Here is a 17,849-nt window from a genome sequence, read left to right on the forward strand (position 1 = left end):
TTTCACATTTATATAGAATTATGTATAGATCCTTAAACTAAGGTAGACTGAATGCTGTTTTTTCATACTGAATATTTCAACTATTGCGCAAGAGAGGCCCTCTCTGACGTAAGACCAAGCACTTCATTTTCATGTGAATTCTATGCTTCTGTATCTATGGAACAATATTGGCCTATGGGCATAAGCCGCACAGCGGAGGAACAAAGAGATGTTGTAGAATCGAAGCGTCCATCTTTAAGGTTTTAAAAACGTTGATTTACGCACAAAAGCCGCATAGCGGAGGGGCGAAGGGATGCTGAAGAAGCGAAGCGTTCGCCTTTAAAGTCCGATTTCCACATTAGCAATATTCAATTACTGAAATCGGACTTTAACAGCGATCGTAAGCACCCTTCGCCCCGCAGCGATCACGCCCATGTACGATGACGCACATTTTTAAAACACCAACTCACCCCATTCCAAGGAGGTACCATATGTCTTATTCGCAAATTACGAAAAACGCCCTGGCCCGTTCGTTGAAAAAACTGATGCTGACGAGACCTCTTCATAAAATTACAATCGGTCAGATAACCGACGATTGCGGACTGACCCGGCATACCTTTTATAATCATTTTCGCGATATTTATGAGCTGCTTGGCTGGGTGTATCAGACGGAAATTATCGAGGGCCTGGACCAATACCGCAATTATGCCGGCTGGCAGCAGGGCTTCCGTAGCGTACTGCACTATACCGAGAAGAATAAGACGATCTGCCTCAATACGTTTCATTCACTAGGCCGCGAGCATCTGGAGAAGTTTCTGTATGATGTAATCTATGGCGTAGCTATTAAAGTCGTTGAAGAGCTGGCGAGGGAGCACACGACAAGCGCACAAGCTAGGGAAGAGATAGCGGACTTCTATACGCTCGCTATTTTGGAACAAGTGATCCAATGGTTGAAGGCTGGAGCCAACACCGATCCGGACGTAATTGTGCATAAAGTCAGTAGAATTATGGGTGGTTGTGTAGAAAGAAGCCTAGCTCAGTATCAGAAGAAATAGCTTACATGTGGAGTGAATGATCAATCCAATGTAAAATGAAAGACCGGTCTTTTTTCCGAAATTAAGACAATAATTCTGTATTATCCCACGATTTGATGAAAGAATCCGCATTCATATGAAAATATGGACAAATTTGATGTTTAAAATTGCGGATATATTTAATGTTTCTTTTAAATCACGAGAATAAATATTCTCTAATCTATAAAGGTAGTACAACAAACAAGACACTCGTACACGTAGTCTCTGGAACTCAGCTCAACAATAAAATGAAAAAGGAAGTTGGTTATGGAGCAGCTAAAAATATGGGCACACCGGGGAGCAAGCGCTTATGCTCCGGAAAATACAATGGAAGCCTTCAAGCTTGCTGTCAAGCAGCAGGCCGATGGACTGGATATCAGCATTCATCGTACGAAGGACGGGGAAATTGTGGTTATCCATGATGATACCATCGACAGAACCTCCAATGGTACTGGCGAAGTTGCCAATTATACCCTTGCAGAGCTGAAGGCATTCAACTTCAATGCTAGGTTTGAGCAGGAGTATACCAGAGCTGAGATTCCTACTTTTGTAGAGGTCCTGCAATTTGTTAAAGAGAATAATCTTGCGCTGAACATTGAGGAGAATTTCATCTTTTCGAATGCTGATCGTTCCGATATCCATTTGGAAGCTGCAAGATTGGTTGCGGAGCATGGCTTGATGAAGCAAGTTAGTTTCTCGTCCTTTGATCATAGCTCGATGGCCCGGCTGAAACAAGATTTTCCGGATATCAGCACCGGACTTCTGTATCTTGAGGAATTGCATCACGAAGAAGCCTACGCCAAAGCCGTAGACGCTAATGCACTCCATGGCTTTTTTATAAGTATCAGCCGTGAAAAAGTTCATGCGGCGCACGAGGCCGGCGTGAAGGTGCATGCCTGGACTGTAAACGATGTTCCCTTTATTAAATCCATGCTCGATGCAGAGGTGGATGTTGTCATTACGGATTGCCCAGATATCTGCTCAGATCTTAGAGGTCTGGATAAGGCCACCCGTGACGGGCTTGATGAAGTGAATTTTAGAGCCGGTTATGGCGAAGTGAAATCCTATTCTTTTTTAGAAAGCTTATATGACAGGATGGCTAAGAACGAAGTACAGGAGGGCCAGGAATCATGAGCAGTCTCAAAGTATTGGCACACCGGGGAGCCAGCGCGTATGCTCCGGAGAACACGATGGAGGCTTTCAAGCTGGCCATAGAGCAGGGAGCGGACGGCTTTGAAATAGATATTCATATTACGAAAGACGGGGAAATCGTGGTGATCCATGATGATACCATCGACAGAACTTCGAACGGCAAGGGGAACGTTACCGATTTTACACTGGCGGAGTTGAAGCAGTATAACTATAACGCTCGTTTTGAAGATAAGTATGCTACTGCAGAGATTCCAACATTGCGGCAGGTGCTGGAGCTGGTCAAGGAACATGATCTGTACCTGAATATCGAGGTCAAGGATATTATGCTCCAATCGCAAAAGTATGATGGCCTGAACGTGGCAGCGGCTGAATTGGTGAAAACCTATGATCTGGTAGATCAGGTGATCTTCTCCTCATTCAATCACAAATCCATGTTTGAGCTTAAGCAAGCTTGCCCGGAGATCAAAACAGCTCTACTGCATTTTTCCAAATTGCATAGAGGAGAGCAATATGCCAAGACCGTTCATGCTGATGCGCTTCATCCATTGTTTATCTGTGTGGACTCTGATGTGGTGGAGCAGGCCCATCAGGCCGGTATTCAAGTCAATGCCTGGACTGTCAATCAGGTCTCGGTCATGAAACAAATGATCGATGCAGGTGTAGACGCGATTATCACAGATTATCCTGATATCTGCGCCAATCTGGTTAAACCATCTGGGCTAGCTTAACTATTATATCGGCCCTCACAATTATCGACAGCTAGGCGGAGGTATGGGAAATGAGCAGTATTGTAATGGAACGTGTGGAGAAGAAATACGGGGACAAGTCCATCATTGAGAACCTCAACCTGAATATCGAAAGCGGCAGCTTTACGGTTCTGGTGGGTCCCTCCGGCTGCGGGAAATCCACAACCCTGCGCATGATTGCCGGTCTGGAGAATAATACCGGAGGCTCGATCATCATTGGTGGCAAGAACATGAACGGTGTGGAACCGGGCAAACGAAATCTGGCGATGGTTTTCCAGAATTATGCCCTTTATCCGACAATGACGGTAGAACAGAACATTGAGTATGGTTTGAAGAATAACAAGGTGCCTAAAGATGAGCGGATGCAGCTGATTACGGATATTGCCAATACGGTTGGCTTAACCAAGCATCTGCATAAGAGACCGGAATTTCTCTCTGGTGGGGAGAGACAGCGCCTGGCACTCGCCAGAGCGATGGTTAAAAAACCGGCGATCTTCCTGATGGACGAGCCGCTCTCCAATCTGGATGCCAAACTCAGGCAGCAGATGCGCTCCGAATTGATCGAACTGCATCAAAGACTGGGCGCAACCTTCGTATATGTTACGCATGATCAGGTTGAAGCCATGAGTATGGGCACCAAAATTGTGTTAATGAATGGCGGCAAAGTGATGCAGGAGGATACGCCTCGGGGCATTTATCATGATCCGCACAATATTTTCACCAGTAAATTTATCGGTACGCCTGCTATGAACGTTCTTGAACTGGAGCAATGTGATGATCGCAAACTGCAGGCTCTTGCACCTGCGGGAGCCAAGTATGTAGGGTTTAGACCAGAGAAGGTGAAGTTCACTTTAGCGGATGAAAAAGCAGGGGGCAACTCGCAATTTATTTCTTTCGACGGCATGCTGACTACACGCGAAATCTTGGGCTCTGAAATCATATACAAAGCAGAGCTGGGTAGTAACTCTAGTATTGCCATCAAATGCTTTGACAGTCAGGAGCGTCCTTTAGAACCTGTAACGGTGTATGTGGAAGAATCCAGTTTAGTCTTCTTTGACGGGAACGAACAGAGAATCTACGGAGCGAACAGAGTATGAAGCAAGACAATAACACGCTGCGAATCCTCCCTTATGTGATGATCGCTCCAGCCGTCCTGATTCTGGTGACATTCTACATTTATCCGATTGGCTACAATATGTATTTGAGCTTCTTTTCCTGGAATATGCGCGGGCCAATGAAATTTATTGGCTTGAAGAATTACAAAGAGCTGTTCACCAGCAGTGACTTTGCCCATACGTTAATGAACACTATTGGGTACATGGTGATGGAAGTAAGTATGGTTCTCATACTAGGTTTATTGCTGGCGCTATTTTTGCAGAAAAATACGTTCATTAACCGCTTTATTCAGACCATCAGCTTTACCCCCAATATTATTTCACTGGTATCGGTATCGTTGATCTGGATGTGGCTCATGAATACGGACAAGGGATTGTTCAACTATATCCTTTCTCTGTTTGGAGCGGATGCTGTTGGCTGGTTGACAGACAAGCGCGTGGCTCTGTTCTCTGTCGTATTGGTCTCGGTGTGGAAATCGCTCGGCTTCAATGTCCTGATCATTCTCTCAGCACTGGGGTCCATTCCTCCATATTTATACGAAGCTGCAGCTTTGGATAATGCCAGCCGGCGTTCGGTATTTTTTCAAATTACGCTGAAAATGATCTCGCCTACGTTGTTCTTCTTAATTCTGATGAACATTATTGGCTCGTTTCAGGCCTTTGAGACGATCAGTGTCATGACGAATGGTGGGCCGTCCAATTCAACCAATACCTTGATCTACAGCATTTACAAGCAAGGCTTTGAGTATTACCGGGTAGGATATGCTTCAGCTATGGCTGTCGTACTGATGCTGATCGTCGGACTCATCACGATCCTATACTTTAAAGTATTGAATAACCGTGTGCATTACAGATAAGGGGGAGAAAGAAACAGATGTGGCTGAGACTCCCTAAAGTAACTGTTAGACTGCTGCTGTCTGTGTTATTGATTATCATCTTTTTGGCTCCGTTCTATTGGATGCTTCTGACCGCATTCAAGACACTGGATGAGGTGGTTGCTATTCCTCCGAAGTTCTGGGTGGATAAGCTGCAATGGGGCAACTTCAAAGATGCGTTTACCCGAATCAATTTTCTTCATTATACGAAGAACTCTATCATTATCACTCTGGGTACGCTTGTTGGACAGATGCTGGTTGTTGTACCGGCCGCGTATGCGTTTGCCAGATATGAATTCAAAGGAAAGTCGGTACTGTTCGGTCTCGTACTTGCGACGATGATGGTTCCCGGACAGCTCATTTTCCTTCCTGTGTTCGTGATGTTTGCAAATGTGGGACTATTGAATACCTATGTGTCACTAATTGTACCTTTTATCGCGAGCGGAATGGCAATATTCATGCTCCGGCAGACTTTTATGCAGGTTCCCGATTCTATTCTGGAGGCTGCACGGCTGGATAATTCCAGTGAGTGGAAAATCATCCGCACGATTATGCTACCAATGGCGATTCCAACGCTATCTACACTGGCGCTGCTTACGTTTATCGGGACATGGAATAGCTACTTCTTCCCGTTGGTATGGACAACTACTGACACAGTACGTACTTTGCCGCTCGGGGTTAAGAAGCTTCAGGATGCAGAAGGGATGAATCCGAATATCGTAATGGCAGGTAATATGATGCTGATTCTTCCTATTCTGATCATCTTTATGTTCGCGAGAAAACACATTATCAAAGCATTCACTTACAGTGGTGTGAAGTAAATCTAACAACATGACCTGGAGGATGTTATGACTAACATGAAGAAGAAACTTGCAGTAGTTTTAACAGCAGTCGTAGGAACAACTGTCATTCTTAGTGGGTGTGGACAAGCAGATGCTAATCAAGGGGCAGAAAAGTACACCAAAAGTGATAAGGTAGTCGAGATTAATTTTTGGACGTCGGCCATGGAGCAGGTTAATAAAGATCTGGTGGAGCAGTTCAATAAGACCAAGGGTGCTGAGCTGAATATTCACGTGAATGCGGAGTATCAGGGCGATTACTCAGAGATGCAGCAAAAAGTTAACGCAGCAGCGGTAGCACAAACGCTTCCGAATGCTTTCATTGGTGAAGTATCCCAGACCAAAGGTTTTGCAGACAGCAATACAATTGTGGATCTGGAACCTTTTATGAAGGTGAACGATTTCAAGAATGACGACTTCAAGATTGGTGATCTCGGGAATCTCTATGTAGACAAGGATATGTATGCTTTTCCGCATATGAGAAGCTTGCCCGTGATGTATGTGAACAAGACTTTGGCTAAAAAAGTAGGTTTGAATGAAAATGGACCGGGTACATTTGACGAGCTAGAGTCTTACTTGCAAGCCGCTTACAAAGAGACAGGGAAAACACCGATGTACCTGTATAATAATGACCTCTGGGTTCTGGAGGCACTGCTATTCTCGTACTCTGATACGTCCATGCTCAATGCCGAGGAAACTGCTACGAATATCAACAGCAAGGGTGCTGTCGAACTGATTACTTTCCTGCGAGATGCCGTATCCAAGGGTTTGATCAAAGTATTGAATGCTACACAGATGAACGACTTTATCGGTGCTGTGTCAAGTCCGGATACACTACTGACCTTCTCCAGTATTGGTGGTTACAAGATCTTTTTGGGGATGGCGGCAAAAGGCAATTTTGACCTCGGAGTTTCTATGATCCCTGAAGGCAAAGGGGGTACCCGTGGCGTACCTGTCGGCGGTTCCAATGTCTACATGGCCAACACAGGTACGGAAATCGAGAAAGCAGCAACCTTTGAATTCATGGAGTGGTTGTCTGACACTGACCAAGCGGCATTCGCTTCTGCAAGCACAGGATATCTGCCAACCCGGCTCTCCTCACTGGACACGGATCTTATGAAAAAGACTATGGCTGAATCTCCAGGCTATAAGGTCGCAGTAGATCAGCTGAAGTTTAGTAAAATGAGACCAACAACCGGGGCTTATCATGAAGTTGAGACACTGGTTGTGTCCCGTTTAGGTGACATTCTTACAGATAATAAAGATGTTCAGCAAAGCTTGGATGCACTGGCGAAAGATGTAGATGCTATCCTGAACAGATAGACAGCTTAGAGGCGCCTCATTTCCCGAAACGTAATCGGGAGTGAGGTGCTTTTGTATGCCATAGACTCTTCATAATGAACACAAAAGCGAGTGATTGTGCAATCTCTGTACAGATGGCGGAAGCTGTCCATAGGCTTCTTTTCGGGATGGAGTTATAGTGAGGGCAGCTCATGAGTAACCTTACTACTTCAACCCGGAAGGAAGATGAACATGGGAACTTATCAACGGATTCACCCTGTAATGCCGGAAGGTATTGCTTCACGAAAAGCCTACTTGGTCGGTGGAGGGATTGGCTCGCTATCGGCGGCGGCTTTCCTGATCCGCGACGGGCATATGCCCGGCAAGAACATTCACATTTTAGAGGAATCGACAGTGTACGGCGGCTCTATGGACGGTGCAGGCAACGCCAAGGATGGCTACAGCGCGCGCGGAGGTAGAGAAATTGAAGAGCATTTTGAATGTTTTATGGAGCTGTATGGCTTTATTCCATCCCTCACAAATCCCGACCGCAGTGTGCTGGACGAATTCCGTGAATTCAACCTGGCTGAGCCTGTAGAGTCGCATTGCCGTCTGGTGGAGAAGGCTGGACAGAAAGCCGATTTCTCCACACTGGGCCTTTCAACTGCCGATTCGTTGCAGCTTGGCAAGCTGACCATGCTGACCGAGGAGCGGCTGGGAGCGACTACGATTGAAGAGTTCTTTGACCCGAGCTTTTTGGAGACGAATTTCTGGTACTTCTGGCGTTCGATGTTTGCCTTTGAGAACTGGCACAGCGTAGTTGAAGTGAAGCGATATATGGAACGTTTTATGCACCTCATTAGTGGTATGAACCAGCTCAAAGGGATTTTGCATACGGAATACAACCAATACGATTCGCTGATTCTGCCGTTGATCAAATGGCTGGAAGGGAAGGGCGTCAACTTCGATAAAGGCCATCAGGTGGTGGATTTCGACCTCGATCTTTCGAATGGGGAGAAGACGGTAACGGGAATTCATGTACTGGCAGGCGGCGCACCGAAGGTGATCAAGGTATCAGATAGCGATTTAGTGCTGGTCACTAACGGTTCTATGACTGAAAATTCAACCTTAGGCGATTTCAATCATCCGGCGATCCTGAACCGTTCCGTGTCCGAACGGGGCTGCTGGAGTCTATGGGAGAAGCTGGCCGCCAAGTCTCCGGATTTCGGCCATCCTGAAGTCTTCTGCGGCGATATCGACAAAACGAAATGGTTGTCCTTCACCATCACCCTAACCGATGATGACATCGTGTTCCCGCACCTGCTGGAATGGACTGGCGACAAACCGGGCATGGGTGGCGTAGTCACAATCAAGGATTCCAGCTGGCTCATGTCCTGGACCGCACCAACCCAACCGCACTTTATCAACCAGCCTGAGAACGTCAAAGTATTGTGGGCATATGGTCTGTTCCCGGATGCAGAGGGTGACTATATCAAGAAGAAAATGTCCGACTGTACCGGACGCGAGCTGTTCGAGGAACTTTGCTACCATATGGGCCTGAAGGATCGCATTCCAGAAATTCTCGCCCACACGACCAACGTCATTCCGTGCATGATGCCATACATCACTTCACAGTTCATGCCACGCGTCATGGGCGACCGTCCGCAGGTTATCCCGCAGGGCAGCACGAACTTAGCTTTCCTTGGCCAGTTCGCCGAAGTGCCGGACGACTGCGTCTTCACCGTCGAATACTCCGTCCGCACCGCCATGATGGCCGTATACGGGCTGTTGAAGCTTGAAAAAGAAGTGATTCCAGTACACCCAAGTAAGTACGACGTTCGTGTGCTGCTGACCGCAGTCCGCACCTGTCTCGGCAACAAGCCGTTGCCGCTGGATAAGACGCTGGGGCAGATTTTGAGTGGAACTGTGATTGGGAAGTTGTTGTAGGATCTGAAAGGCGTGTAGAAGGCGTAAGAGACAGTTCTTCTTTATAGAAGGGCTGTCTTTTTTTCGTGTCGGAATCAATAGTTGATCTGAATTATCCGATAATTATACTTAAAGGGTAATTTTTCATTTATGTGATATTTTTCCAATTCTATATTTTCAGATTAAGTACAAGGGGGAGGAGTGTTTGAAAGGAAAAGTAAAGATTATATCAATAATAGAAGTTCTCTTTGTGGTTGTTATACACGTTCTCACGATCTCTTTTTTGTATGCCGGATTAGAAAAATGGGGCGGAGGGGAAGCAGGACTATGTTTTCTAGTCTATTCGATTCTAACAATTCTCACATACATAAGCTGTAAGATGTCATTAAAAGCGGGGAAATTCGTACCTAATATTCTTTGGTTTGTTTTTAGTGTTTCCCCTAGTCTAAAGTATTTAAATTATTTAAAAGGACTTCATGGGCAAAAATCTAATGTAGCTGGTTTGATCGATCTGAACTATTTAAGTATAAAGCCACCCTATACTCTAATAGACTTACTTATCTCGTTTCCATTTTTCTATCTAACAACACAATTGTTCTTAATATTTATGCTTTGGTTGATGCAACCCGACAAAGAAGAGAAACGTTGAGGAGTGATCTTTTGAAGAAGGTCGTCTATAAAGCAATGTTCTATGTACTGTTAGTTATTTTAGTTCATGCTTTTATGATCTATGCCTTAGGGATACGTTCAGATGGCTGGAGGTCAGGCGTTTTATTGGAAATATGCATTACGTATATTGCGCCAATAGCACTATCTTATTTAGTCTGTTTCCTATGTTTGAAAAAAGCTGATTCAAAAAAATTAATGATATGGATAATATCAAGTATTTTATCTGGTTTGTTGCTTCTGATTACTATAAAAGGAACTGTAGATTGGAAATGGGGTCAATCTAAGTACGAATATGTTAACCTGGTTGAGTTTAAATTTACGGAATATTATTTTGAGATGGTTTATTTTTTTCCAATGCAATTTTTTGTGGTTCAAATCATTATAATTTCAGTTTTTTGGAAGAGATGGCGTGTTAAGAAAAAAGCAGTATTTTAATGTATAGAATGAACTTATGAATTTTCCCTACTAGCAATTTATAACCTCAAATGGCATTTTTAATGAAGAGATATAATTGGGCATGGAAGAAAGAAGATGATTTATTTAACTGATTGTTATGCCAAACAAACATGGTACTTTGAAGTAGATGAAGAGGGAACCGCATTCAGACAGGTTTTAATCGAAGAGGGGAAAGAAAGTAAGATTTCTAATCTGAAGAAGTTTGATTTTTTCTTATCAGATCAGGAGTTGTCTTTAGATGATCCAAATTTGAAAAGAATACCTAAGGAAATATTCGAAAAAGTATGGAATGACATTAATATAAATCAATTGGAGACATGGCTTGAGCTGAAAGTGCTTCTCCCTCTTGGAACCAAAGTAGAAGGATATATCGAAGTGTTTTATCCGCAAGGGGTGATGGTGAGCATCCCAAGTCATGGAGCATTGGGAGTAGCTGATTATGATGAATGTACCAAAAACTCACAAAAAGCTAATATGCATACGGACTTAATAGTTAGGGCTGAGATCATAGGATATGATGAAGTGAACTATTGGTTTATCTTGGGGAATCCAGAAGTTTTAGATTGTCGTTACTCCGCGAATTTAACAATGGAAGGTATCAAAAAGTTGATGCGGTAGAGTAGGTTTTTATTTTAAAACGCAGTGCATGAAGCTTAGAAATTACAAATAGAAAAGAATTGTACCTGCGCCCGGAGGCCGGGTGGCTTTTGTTTGCGCATCACTTGCTCAAACAGGTGCGCGTAGAACGAAAAAAGGAAACGGCAGGTTCAGGAATCTTCCTGAGCACTGCCATTTCCTTTTTTTGTATGATTTTTCAGACAGATAGGCTTCGCACAAAGGAATATACCTAATTTTGGAACATCGCATTCGCACTGGACGCGGTTGCTCCAACTTTCTGTAATAAACCTCTATATAGAACGTATGAAAATAACCAGAAAGCCAAGAGAAAAGAGAGCTTATTATAAGAGTCTTGAGTGTGATTAACGGCATTTTTGTACTTTAAATCTTCTAAAACTAGGGGCGATCGTAAAATAAGTGCAATATTGTACCTTAAATCTTCCAGAATCCCCTGGTTAGCATACTTTTTCGAAAAATAAGATACAAAAATGTCCTTATATCCCTCATTTATCTGCATTGAAGGAAAATATGGTGCAAAAATGCTCTTAGTTAGGGAGGCGGACCCTATTCTTCATTGTTAAGGCAACTGGTAAAGGGAATGTACCGCTTCTAGCGGATGAAATCTGTCGACAGCCTGCGCCCCGGTACGAGTGGAAGCTTTCCTATGGAAGGCATCCAGGCAAGCACATCGCGCTTACAGTTCCAAACCCCGTTCCTTTTCATAAGCACCATCCCCACCCGAGTTACTTCTTATTCTCCTCATTCCGTGCAACGATCATATCCACGAACAGATCGATCTGCGCGGTGATGGCGATGGGATCATAACGGTAGTAGGTATCGAAATCATTGTAGAACAAGTGATTGTTCTTGGCAGCCGGAAGTCCTTTCCACACTGGGGAATCTTTCAGCTCTTTAAGCTTGTCGCCTTTTTTCTCAGGATCATAGGTAGTCAGGAACATATAATCTGCGGCGTATTGCGGCAGCAGTTCCATAGAGAGCTGAAGTGTTTGGTTATCGTTTTTGTTTTTCTCCGGCATCTTCAGCTTGAGCGCATTGTAGAGAACTTGTCCACCACGGCCGGCGTTGTCTCCGAAGATCCACAGTTCACCTTTGTCAGTCAACTCGTAGATTCCGAAGGTGTCCTCTTCTTTGACAATGCCTTTCAGTTTCTCGCGGCCTTCGGCTGCTTTTTTGTCAAAGTCAGTTAAGAAGGCCTCTGCTTTGTCAGGAGCGCCAACGATGTCGCCGAACAGCTTGACAGTCTCATAGATGTTAGTGGCAGTTCCGTAAGGTACATAGATTGTAGGAGCGATTTTGGATAACGCGTCGTAGTTACCATCGTACATGACAACGATCAGGTCAGGAGCAAGCTCCAGGGTTTTCTCGGCGCTGATAGGATAACCGACGTCCGTGGTATTTTTGAGCAGATCGGTCAGGAATGGATTCTCAAAAGCACTTGGCTCAACGCCAACGACATTGGCTCCCACCGAGAGCAGTTCACCGCCGTAAAAATCAGTTACGATGCGCTGGGGTTTCGTAGGAATTTTCACGGTCCCTTTGGGAGTCTCGTAATCACGGAATTCAGCAGCCGGTGTATCGGTAGCGGCCGGTTGTTCTGATGCCGCCGGTGCTGAAGCTTCCGCAGTAGCTGCCGGGGAAGGGCTTGAAGCATTGTTGCTGGTTCCTCCGCAAGCCGTCAAAATGATCGTGAATAGCATCATCAGCGCGGCGACTGACAGTAGGGACTTTTTCTTTAACATGATGGACCTCCCAGTATAAATAGTGGATACCAATCAGATAATGATAATCATTATCATTTTGGACATTAATATAGAATCTACCAAATTACTTGTGAACCTGTCAACGAAATTGACTTGATTTCAGAAAAAGGGATGGAGAAATGTACGCTCATGCAGAAAAGAAAAATAATAAGATCACAATTATCCATTGCCAAAAGGAAGAGATTTCATTTACAATACAAAGATGATAATGAGAATCAATTTCATACGAAAACGGGTGACATGCATGAGTTTACAGGCAACAGGTAGAATAGAGGCCAGTAGCGAGGCGGAAAAGCAAAAAATCCGTTCACGTCCATGGGCAGCAACGCTGATATTGATTGGCGGATTGATTGCGCTGGCGCTGGGGATCGCGATATCGGTCTCATTTGGTGCGGCAGACATCAAGCTTTCCGTGGTATGGCAAGCTATCTTCCATTTTAATCCGAACCTGACGGATCATCAGATTATTCAGGATTTACGTCTGCCACGGGTGCTTGGTGGTGCCATGGTTGGTGCGAGCTTTGCAGTGGCAGGAGCTGTTATGCAGGGGATGACCCGAAATCCACTCGCGGATTCAGGGCTGATGGGGATAAATGCTGGAGCGGGCTTTGCGCTTGCGTTATGTTTCGCCTTTTTCCCGGGTCTTTCGTTTATGTATTTGATTATGTATGCCTTTATTGGAGCCGGCTTGGGGGCAGGTGTCGTATATGGTGTGGGATCACTGGGCCAAGGTGGGTTAACGCCTTCACGTCTGGTTCTTTCTGGTGCCGCATTCAGCTTGCTACTGCAGGCACTCAGTGAAGGAATAGCTTTATATTTTCGGATTGGACAAGACCTGGCCTTCTGGTATGCAGGTGGTGTAGCTGGAACGAAGTGGTTGCAGCTGAAGATCATGTTCCCTTGGGTTGGCGCTGCCATTCTGGGGGCAATTATTTTGTCCCGCTCTATTACGATGCTGAGTTTGGGTGAGGATATCGCCAAAGGTCTTGGACAGCGAACGGGTCTTGTTAAATTGGCTGGTGTCATCATCGTGCTGATCTTAGCTGGTTCCTCGGTTGCTGTGGTTGGTACAGTGGGTTTCATCGGACTGATTATTCCGCATTTAACCAGGTACTTGGTTGGTGTGGACTATCGCTGGATTATTCCATGCTCGGCGATTCTGGGCAGTCTGCTAACGGTTTTTGCCGATCTTACCGCACGAATGATCAACCCGCCGCATGAGACGCCGCTTGGCGCGATCATTGCTCTGATTGGTGTGCCTTTCTTCCTCTATCTGGCGCGTAAAGAAAGGAGGGAGCTGTAATAATGGAGAAGTCCGTATTCTCATCTTTTGAGCAAATCAGACATCGGCGTGGACTTTTTGTCATGACTATTTTGTCTATTCTCATTGTGGTTGTCTTTATAATCAGTGTTAACACTGGATACATACGCTTGAGTCCTCTGGACTTGCTCCGGACGATGTTCGGCCAAGGCACAGACAAGCAAAGCTTGATTCTGTTTGATTTTCGGCTGCCACGTATTGTCATCTCCCTGTTGATTGGGGCTGCACTGGCCGTATGTGGTGCAGTTATGCAGGGGATTTCACGTAATGCGCTGGCGGACTCTGGTATTCTCGGTATCAACGCCGGAGCGGGACTCATGGTTATGCTGTTGATTTCCTTTTATCCGACTACCGCAGCGGCTCCGGTCTTTCTGCTACCCGTTGTGGCCTTTGTCGGCGCAAGCTTAACCGCAGCCTTGATTTATATACTTGCCTACAAACGTCATCAGGGCTTGTCGCCTACGCGTTTGTTGCTGACCGGGGTTGCGGTTGCGGCTGGAATGAGTGCTGCGATGATCGTACTTACGCTTCGTCTGAGCCCGGACAAATATCAGTTTGTCGCAACCTGGCTCGCCGGTAGTATCTGGGGAACAAGCTGGAAGTTTGTGCTTTCTCTACTACCATGGGTTGTTATCTTGCTTCCTTACATATTCTACAAGTCGCGGGTTATGAACGTGCTTAATCTGGGGGAACAGACAGCGATCGGTCTTGGCGCACCTGTCAATAGGGAACAGTTCCGCCTTTTGGCTGCTGCGGTCGGCCTTGCTGGCGCAAGTGTGGCTGTGAGTGGCGGGATTGGTTTTGTCGGTCTAGTGGCTCCCCATCTGGCAAGACGGCTGGTTGGTCCGAAGCACCAGTATATGCTGCCAACTTCGGCCTTGCTGGGGGCACTGCTCGTCATTACAGCCGATACGATTGGTCGCTGGATTCTGCAGCCATCGGAAATTCCAACCGGTATTGTAGTTGCCGTTATTGGCGCTCCTTACTTCCTGTATTTGCTGGGACGCAAGAAATCCTAGCGGGGCAAAGGCCTCACTATTGCTGTAATCATTCTGTCCGGAGGAAGCAGACCGGGGGCTTGCAGCTCCCTCTTCTTCGGACCATCGGTAAGGAGTGTAACTGGAAATGCTGCGTCGTTTTTTTGCTTACTATCGGCCTTATAAGGGGCTGTTTATCCTAGATTTCACTTGTGCTATCGCCGCTGCTTTGCTGGAACTTGTATTCCCGCTCGCGGTCAACCGGGTGGTGGATGATCTCCTGCCTAGCGGCAACTGGAGGGTAATTCTATATTCCTGCTTGGGCTTGTTGGGCATCTATGTGGTTAGCTCGTTCATGCATTTTGTAGTCACCTACTGGGGACATAAGCTGGGTATTAATATCGAATCGGATATGCGGAAAAAGCTATTCGATCGGGTACAGAAGCTGTCCTTTAACTTTTTTGACAATACGAAGACTGGGCATCTAGTCTCCCGGATGACCAATGATCTTATGGATATCGGGGAAATTGCCCACCACGGGCCTGAGGATTTCTTCATTGCGATCATGACGCTGATCGGCGTGTTCGCGATTATGTTGAATATTAACTGGCAGCTTGCGGTGCTGACCTTTGTGATTGTGCCGCTGATGATCTACCTGTCCATGTACTTCAGCCGTAAAATGTCGGCAGCCTTTAAGACGATGTTCGCCGATATTGCTGATTACAACGCAAGAGTTGAGAATAATGTGAGCGGGATTCGTGTAGTGCAGGCTTTTGCTAATGAAAAGCATGAAATCTCCCGTTTTGCCGAAAACAATGAACGTTTCCGCCTTACGAAGCTGCTGACATACCGGATTATGGCCTGGAACTCTTCGTTCAGCTTTATCCTTATGAAGTTTGTTTCACTGTTTGTACTCCTGTGTGGCACCTGGTTTGTCATTCAGAACAAGATGACGTACGGCGAATTTATCGCCTTTGTGATGTTGTCTAATGTATTCTTTGGTCCACTACAACAGATCAACTCTGTGATTGAGACTTATCCTAAGGGCATCGCCGGATTCAAGCGCTATTTGGAGCTATTGGAGACGGAGCCGGACATCGATGATGCCAAGGATGCCAAGACTGTCCAGAAGCTTACCGGAAATATTGAGTTCAGGGGAGTTACTTTTGGATATGACAATAAGGATAAAATCCTCCAGAACGTCGATCTGTCGATCAATGCAGGGGACACGGTAGCGCTTGTAGGTCCATCAGGGGCCGGCAAGACAACGCTGTGCAGCTTGCTGCCTCGTTTCTATGATGTGAATGAAGGCAGTATTGCCATTGATGGTATGGATATCCGCTCGATGAAGCTGGAATCGCTCCGCTCCCATATCGGAATCGTACAGCAAGATGTCTTTCTGTTCGACGGAACCATCCGTGAGAATATTGCTTACGGCAAGCTAGGTTCATCAGATGATGAGATATGGGAAGCAGCCCGGCGGGCTCAATTGGTGGAACTGATCCAATCACAGCCTGCCGGTCTGGACACGATGATCGGTGAGCGCGGCGTGAAGCTTTCCGGAGGACAGAAGCAGCGTCTCTCCATCGCCCGGATGTTCCTGAAGAACCCGAGTATTTTGATTCTGGACGAAGCCACGTCTGCGCTGGATACGGAGACAGAACAGGCGATTCAAGAGGCTCTTGCTGAATTGTCGCAGGGCCGGACGACTCTCGTGATTGCCCATCGCCTGGCAACGATCAAACATGCAGACCGCATACTTGTTGTAGCGGAAGGCGGTATTGCCGAGCAGGGCAAGCATGAGGAATTGTTGAGAAATCCGGGGATTTACAGCCGTCTACACGAGGCGCAGTTCGGGGCGTAAAGTCATGGCGGTGCTGGAAGTCCAAACATTCATCGTATTAACGATGTAACCCTAAGTGAATATCTTAAGTTTGTCTTATATAAATACATTTGCGGAGGTTAGCATGAGCGACCAACTGGAATTATATGATGTGACGATTATTGGCGGTGGACCCGCTGGGATGTATACAGCGTTTTACAGCGGTATGAGAGATCTGAAGACCAAGTTGATCGAAGCCAAGGAAGAACTCGGCGGAAGAATGTTGATTTATCCTGAGAAAATGATCTGGGATGTCGGAGGTGTCACCCCGACCCTGTGTCATCAGTTGGTTAAACAGCTGAAGGAGCAGGCCATGACCTTTGAACCGACCATTGTTCTGGGACAACAGATTACGGGTCAGGAGCTGCAAGAGGACGGAACTTATATCCTGACTTCAGCCAGCGGTGAGAAGCATTGGACACGGACAGTCATCCTGGCAATCGGGTATGGAATCCTGCAAATGGCGAAGCTGGAGATCGAAGGTGCGAACCGTTATGAGGTGACGAATCTTCATTACACGGTTCAAGAGCTGGAGCCATTTCGCGGCAAGCATGTGCTGATTTCTGGTGGCGGGGATTCTGCTGTAGATTGGGCCAACGAACTGGAGCCGATTGCAGCGAGTGTGACAGTGGTGCACCGCCGCGAACGGTTCGGGGGCCATGAGAAAAATATTGCACGTATGAAATCTTCTTCTGTAGAGGTTCGTGTTCCTTATGCTTTGACACAGCTGCACAGCAGTAATGGCGAGACGATTGATCAAGTGACGATCAGCCATGTGGAGACCGGCGAGACCGAGGTGTTTGCGGTGGATGCTGTTATTGTCAATCATGGTCTAAAACATGACTTCGGCCCGCTGCGTGAATGGGGTCTGGATATGGGCGAGTGGTGTGCTAACGTCTCCGACAAGCTGGAGACGAACCTTCCTGGTGTCTTTGCTGCAGGGGATTTCGTGGACTATGCCAGCAAGGTTCGCCTGATCGCTGGTACCTTCACCGATGCTGTGCTGGCGCTGAACAGTGCCAAGCTGTACATCGATCCGACTGCGGATAAGGTGGCTTATGTCTCCTCCCATAACGACCGGTTCAAGGAAAAGAACAAAGCACTTGGGGTCGTAGACGATCATTAGAAGCGTTTAGATTATCTAAATCGTATAGATCGG

16 protein-coding genes are annotated in these 17,849 nt (G+C 46.2%); 15 read left to right on the top strand and 1 reads right to left on the bottom strand.

From position 1 onward, the window contains the following. Positions 1-470 precede the first annotated feature (470 nt). From ACFORK_RS03560 to ACFORK_RS03610, 11 genes are all read left to right on the top strand, one after another. Positions 471-1,034 carry a TetR/AcrR family transcriptional regulator C-terminal domain-containing protein gene (locus ACFORK_RS03560; protein WP_379195650.1) on the top strand — a complete coding sequence of 188 codons (564 nt, stop codon included), beginning with the start codon at positions 471-473 and terminating at the stop codon, positions 1,032-1,034. 285 nt (positions 1,035-1,319) lie between these two features. Continuing rightward, a complete protein-coding gene (locus ACFORK_RS03565; RefSeq protein WP_379195652.1) occupies positions 1,320-2,186 on the top strand; it encodes a glycerophosphodiester phosphodiesterase family protein in 867 nt (288 codons plus the stop codon). Continuing rightward, complete coding sequence (locus ACFORK_RS03570; RefSeq protein WP_379195654.1) at positions 2,183-2,932, top strand: glycerophosphodiester phosphodiesterase; 750 nt, start codon at positions 2,183-2,185, stop codon at positions 2,930-2,932. The genes ACFORK_RS03565 and ACFORK_RS03570 overlap by 4 nt, the downstream gene beginning before the upstream one ends. 50 nt (positions 2,933-2,982) lie before the next feature. Next, positions 2,983-4,047 carry an ABC transporter ATP-binding protein gene (locus ACFORK_RS03575; RefSeq protein WP_379195656.1) on the top strand — a complete coding sequence of 355 codons (1,065 nt, stop codon included), beginning with the start codon at positions 2,983-2,985 and terminating at the stop codon, positions 4,045-4,047. Continuing rightward, positions 4,044-4,922 (top strand): carbohydrate ABC transporter permease, encoded by an 879-nt coding sequence (locus ACFORK_RS03580; protein ID WP_379195658.1) that lies wholly within the window; start codon positions 4,044-4,046, stop codon positions 4,920-4,922. Before ACFORK_RS03575 ends, ACFORK_RS03580 begins: the two co-directional genes overlap by 4 nt. A 17-nt stretch (positions 4,923-4,939) precedes the next feature. Beyond that, the gene (locus tag ACFORK_RS03585) at positions 4,940-5,761 is read left to right on the top strand and encodes a carbohydrate ABC transporter permease (protein ID WP_379195660.1); all 822 of its coding nucleotides are present in this window, start codon (positions 4,940-4,942) and stop codon (positions 5,759-5,761) included. Between the two features lie 36 nt (positions 5,762-5,797). Next, positions 5,798-7,102, top strand: coding sequence for an extracellular solute-binding protein (locus ACFORK_RS03590; RefSeq protein ID WP_379195662.1), 1,305 nt, complete (start codon positions 5,798-5,800; stop codon positions 7,100-7,102). 210 nt (positions 7,103-7,312) lie between these two features. Beyond that, entirely contained in the window at positions 7,313-9,007 is a 1,695-nt protein-coding gene (locus ACFORK_RS03595) for an oleate hydratase (protein ID WP_379195664.1), read from the top strand. Positions 9,008-9,191: 184 nt separating this feature from the next. Further along, positions 9,192-9,635, top strand: coding sequence for a hypothetical protein (locus ACFORK_RS03600; protein ID WP_379195666.1), 444 nt, complete (start codon positions 9,192-9,194; stop codon positions 9,633-9,635). Between the two features lie 11 nt (positions 9,636-9,646). Further along, positions 9,647-10,090 (top strand): hypothetical protein, encoded by a 444-nt coding sequence (locus tag ACFORK_RS03605; RefSeq protein WP_379195668.1) that lies wholly within the window; start codon positions 9,647-9,649, stop codon positions 10,088-10,090. 96 nt (positions 10,091-10,186) lie between these two features. After that, positions 10,187-10,729 (top strand): hypothetical protein, encoded by a 543-nt coding sequence (locus ACFORK_RS03610; RefSeq protein ID WP_379195670.1) that lies wholly within the window; start codon positions 10,187-10,189, stop codon positions 10,727-10,729. Positions 10,730-11,472: 743 nt separating this feature from the next. Here ACFORK_RS03610 and ACFORK_RS03615 read toward each other — a convergent pair. Beyond that, the gene (locus tag ACFORK_RS03615) at positions 11,473-12,489 is read right to left on the bottom strand and encodes an ABC transporter substrate-binding protein (protein ID WP_379195672.1); all 1,017 of its coding nucleotides are present in this window, start codon (positions 12,487-12,489) and stop codon (positions 11,473-11,475) included. Between the two features lie 265 nt (positions 12,490-12,754). Between ACFORK_RS03615 and ACFORK_RS03620 the strand changes: the two genes are divergently transcribed. The 4 genes from ACFORK_RS03620 (at position 12,755) to ACFORK_RS03635 (ending at position 17,816) form a co-directional block, all read left to right on the top strand. Then, on the top strand, positions 12,755-13,813 hold the full coding sequence (locus tag ACFORK_RS03620; protein ID WP_379195674.1) for a FecCD family ABC transporter permease: 1,059 nt from the start codon (positions 12,755-12,757) through the stop codon (positions 13,811-13,813). Between the two features lie 2 nt (positions 13,814-13,815). Further along, entirely contained in the window at positions 13,816-14,850 is a 1,035-nt protein-coding gene (locus tag ACFORK_RS03625) for a FecCD family ABC transporter permease (protein WP_379195676.1), read from the top strand. Positions 14,851-14,956: 106 nt separating this feature from the next. After that, the gene (locus ACFORK_RS03630; RefSeq protein WP_379195678.1) at positions 14,957-16,672 is read left to right on the top strand and encodes an ABC transporter ATP-binding protein; all 1,716 of its coding nucleotides are present in this window, start codon (positions 14,957-14,959) and stop codon (positions 16,670-16,672) included. Between the two features lie 103 nt (positions 16,673-16,775). Continuing rightward, a complete protein-coding gene (locus ACFORK_RS03635) occupies positions 16,776-17,816 on the top strand; it encodes an NAD(P)/FAD-dependent oxidoreductase (RefSeq protein ID WP_379195680.1) in 1,041 nt (346 codons plus the stop codon). The last annotated feature ends 33 nt before the right edge of the window (positions 17,817-17,849 follow it).

It is taken from the genome of Paenibacillus sp. GCM10012306 (assembly GCF_042649265.1).
Taxonomy (GTDB): Bacteria; Bacillota; Bacilli; order Paenibacillales; family Paenibacillaceae; genus Paenibacillus_AQ.

Coding starts and splice junctions, on each gene's coding strand:
- ACFORK_RS03560 (WP_379195650.1), top strand. CDS start 471: ATGTCTTATTCGCAAATTACGAAAAACGCCCTGGCCCGTTCGTTGAAA.
- ACFORK_RS03565 (WP_379195652.1), top strand. CDS start 1,320: ATGGAGCAGCTAAAAATATGGGCACACCGGGGAGCAAGCGCTTATGCT.
- ACFORK_RS03570 (WP_379195654.1), top strand. CDS start 2,183: ATGAGCAGTCTCAAAGTATTGGCACACCGGGGAGCCAGCGCGTATGCT.
- ACFORK_RS03575 (WP_379195656.1), top strand. CDS start 2,983: ATGAGCAGTATTGTAATGGAACGTGTGGAGAAGAAATACGGGGACAAG.
- ACFORK_RS03580 (WP_379195658.1), top strand. CDS start 4,044: ATGAAGCAAGACAATAACACGCTGCGAATCCTCCCTTATGTGATGATC.
- ACFORK_RS03585 (WP_379195660.1), top strand. CDS start 4,940: ATGTGGCTGAGACTCCCTAAAGTAACTGTTAGACTGCTGCTGTCTGTG.
- ACFORK_RS03590 (WP_379195662.1), top strand. CDS start 5,798: ATGAAGAAGAAACTTGCAGTAGTTTTAACAGCAGTCGTAGGAACAACT.
- ACFORK_RS03595 (WP_379195664.1), top strand. CDS start 7,313: ATGGGAACTTATCAACGGATTCACCCTGTAATGCCGGAAGGTATTGCT.
- ACFORK_RS03610 (WP_379195670.1), top strand. CDS start 10,187: ATGATTTATTTAACTGATTGTTATGCCAAACAAACATGGTACTTTGAA.
- ACFORK_RS03615 (WP_379195672.1), bottom strand. CDS start 12,489: ATGTTAAAGAAAAAGTCCCTACTGTCAGTCGCCGCGCTGATGATGCTA.
- ACFORK_RS03620 (WP_379195674.1), top strand. CDS start 12,755: ATGAGTTTACAGGCAACAGGTAGAATAGAGGCCAGTAGCGAGGCGGAA.
- ACFORK_RS03625 (WP_379195676.1), top strand. CDS start 13,816: ATGGAGAAGTCCGTATTCTCATCTTTTGAGCAAATCAGACATCGGCGT.
- ACFORK_RS03630 (WP_379195678.1), top strand. CDS start 14,957: ATGCTGCGTCGTTTTTTTGCTTACTATCGGCCTTATAAGGGGCTGTTT.
- ACFORK_RS03635 (WP_379195680.1), top strand. CDS start 16,776: ATGAGCGACCAACTGGAATTATATGATGTGACGATTATTGGCGGTGGA.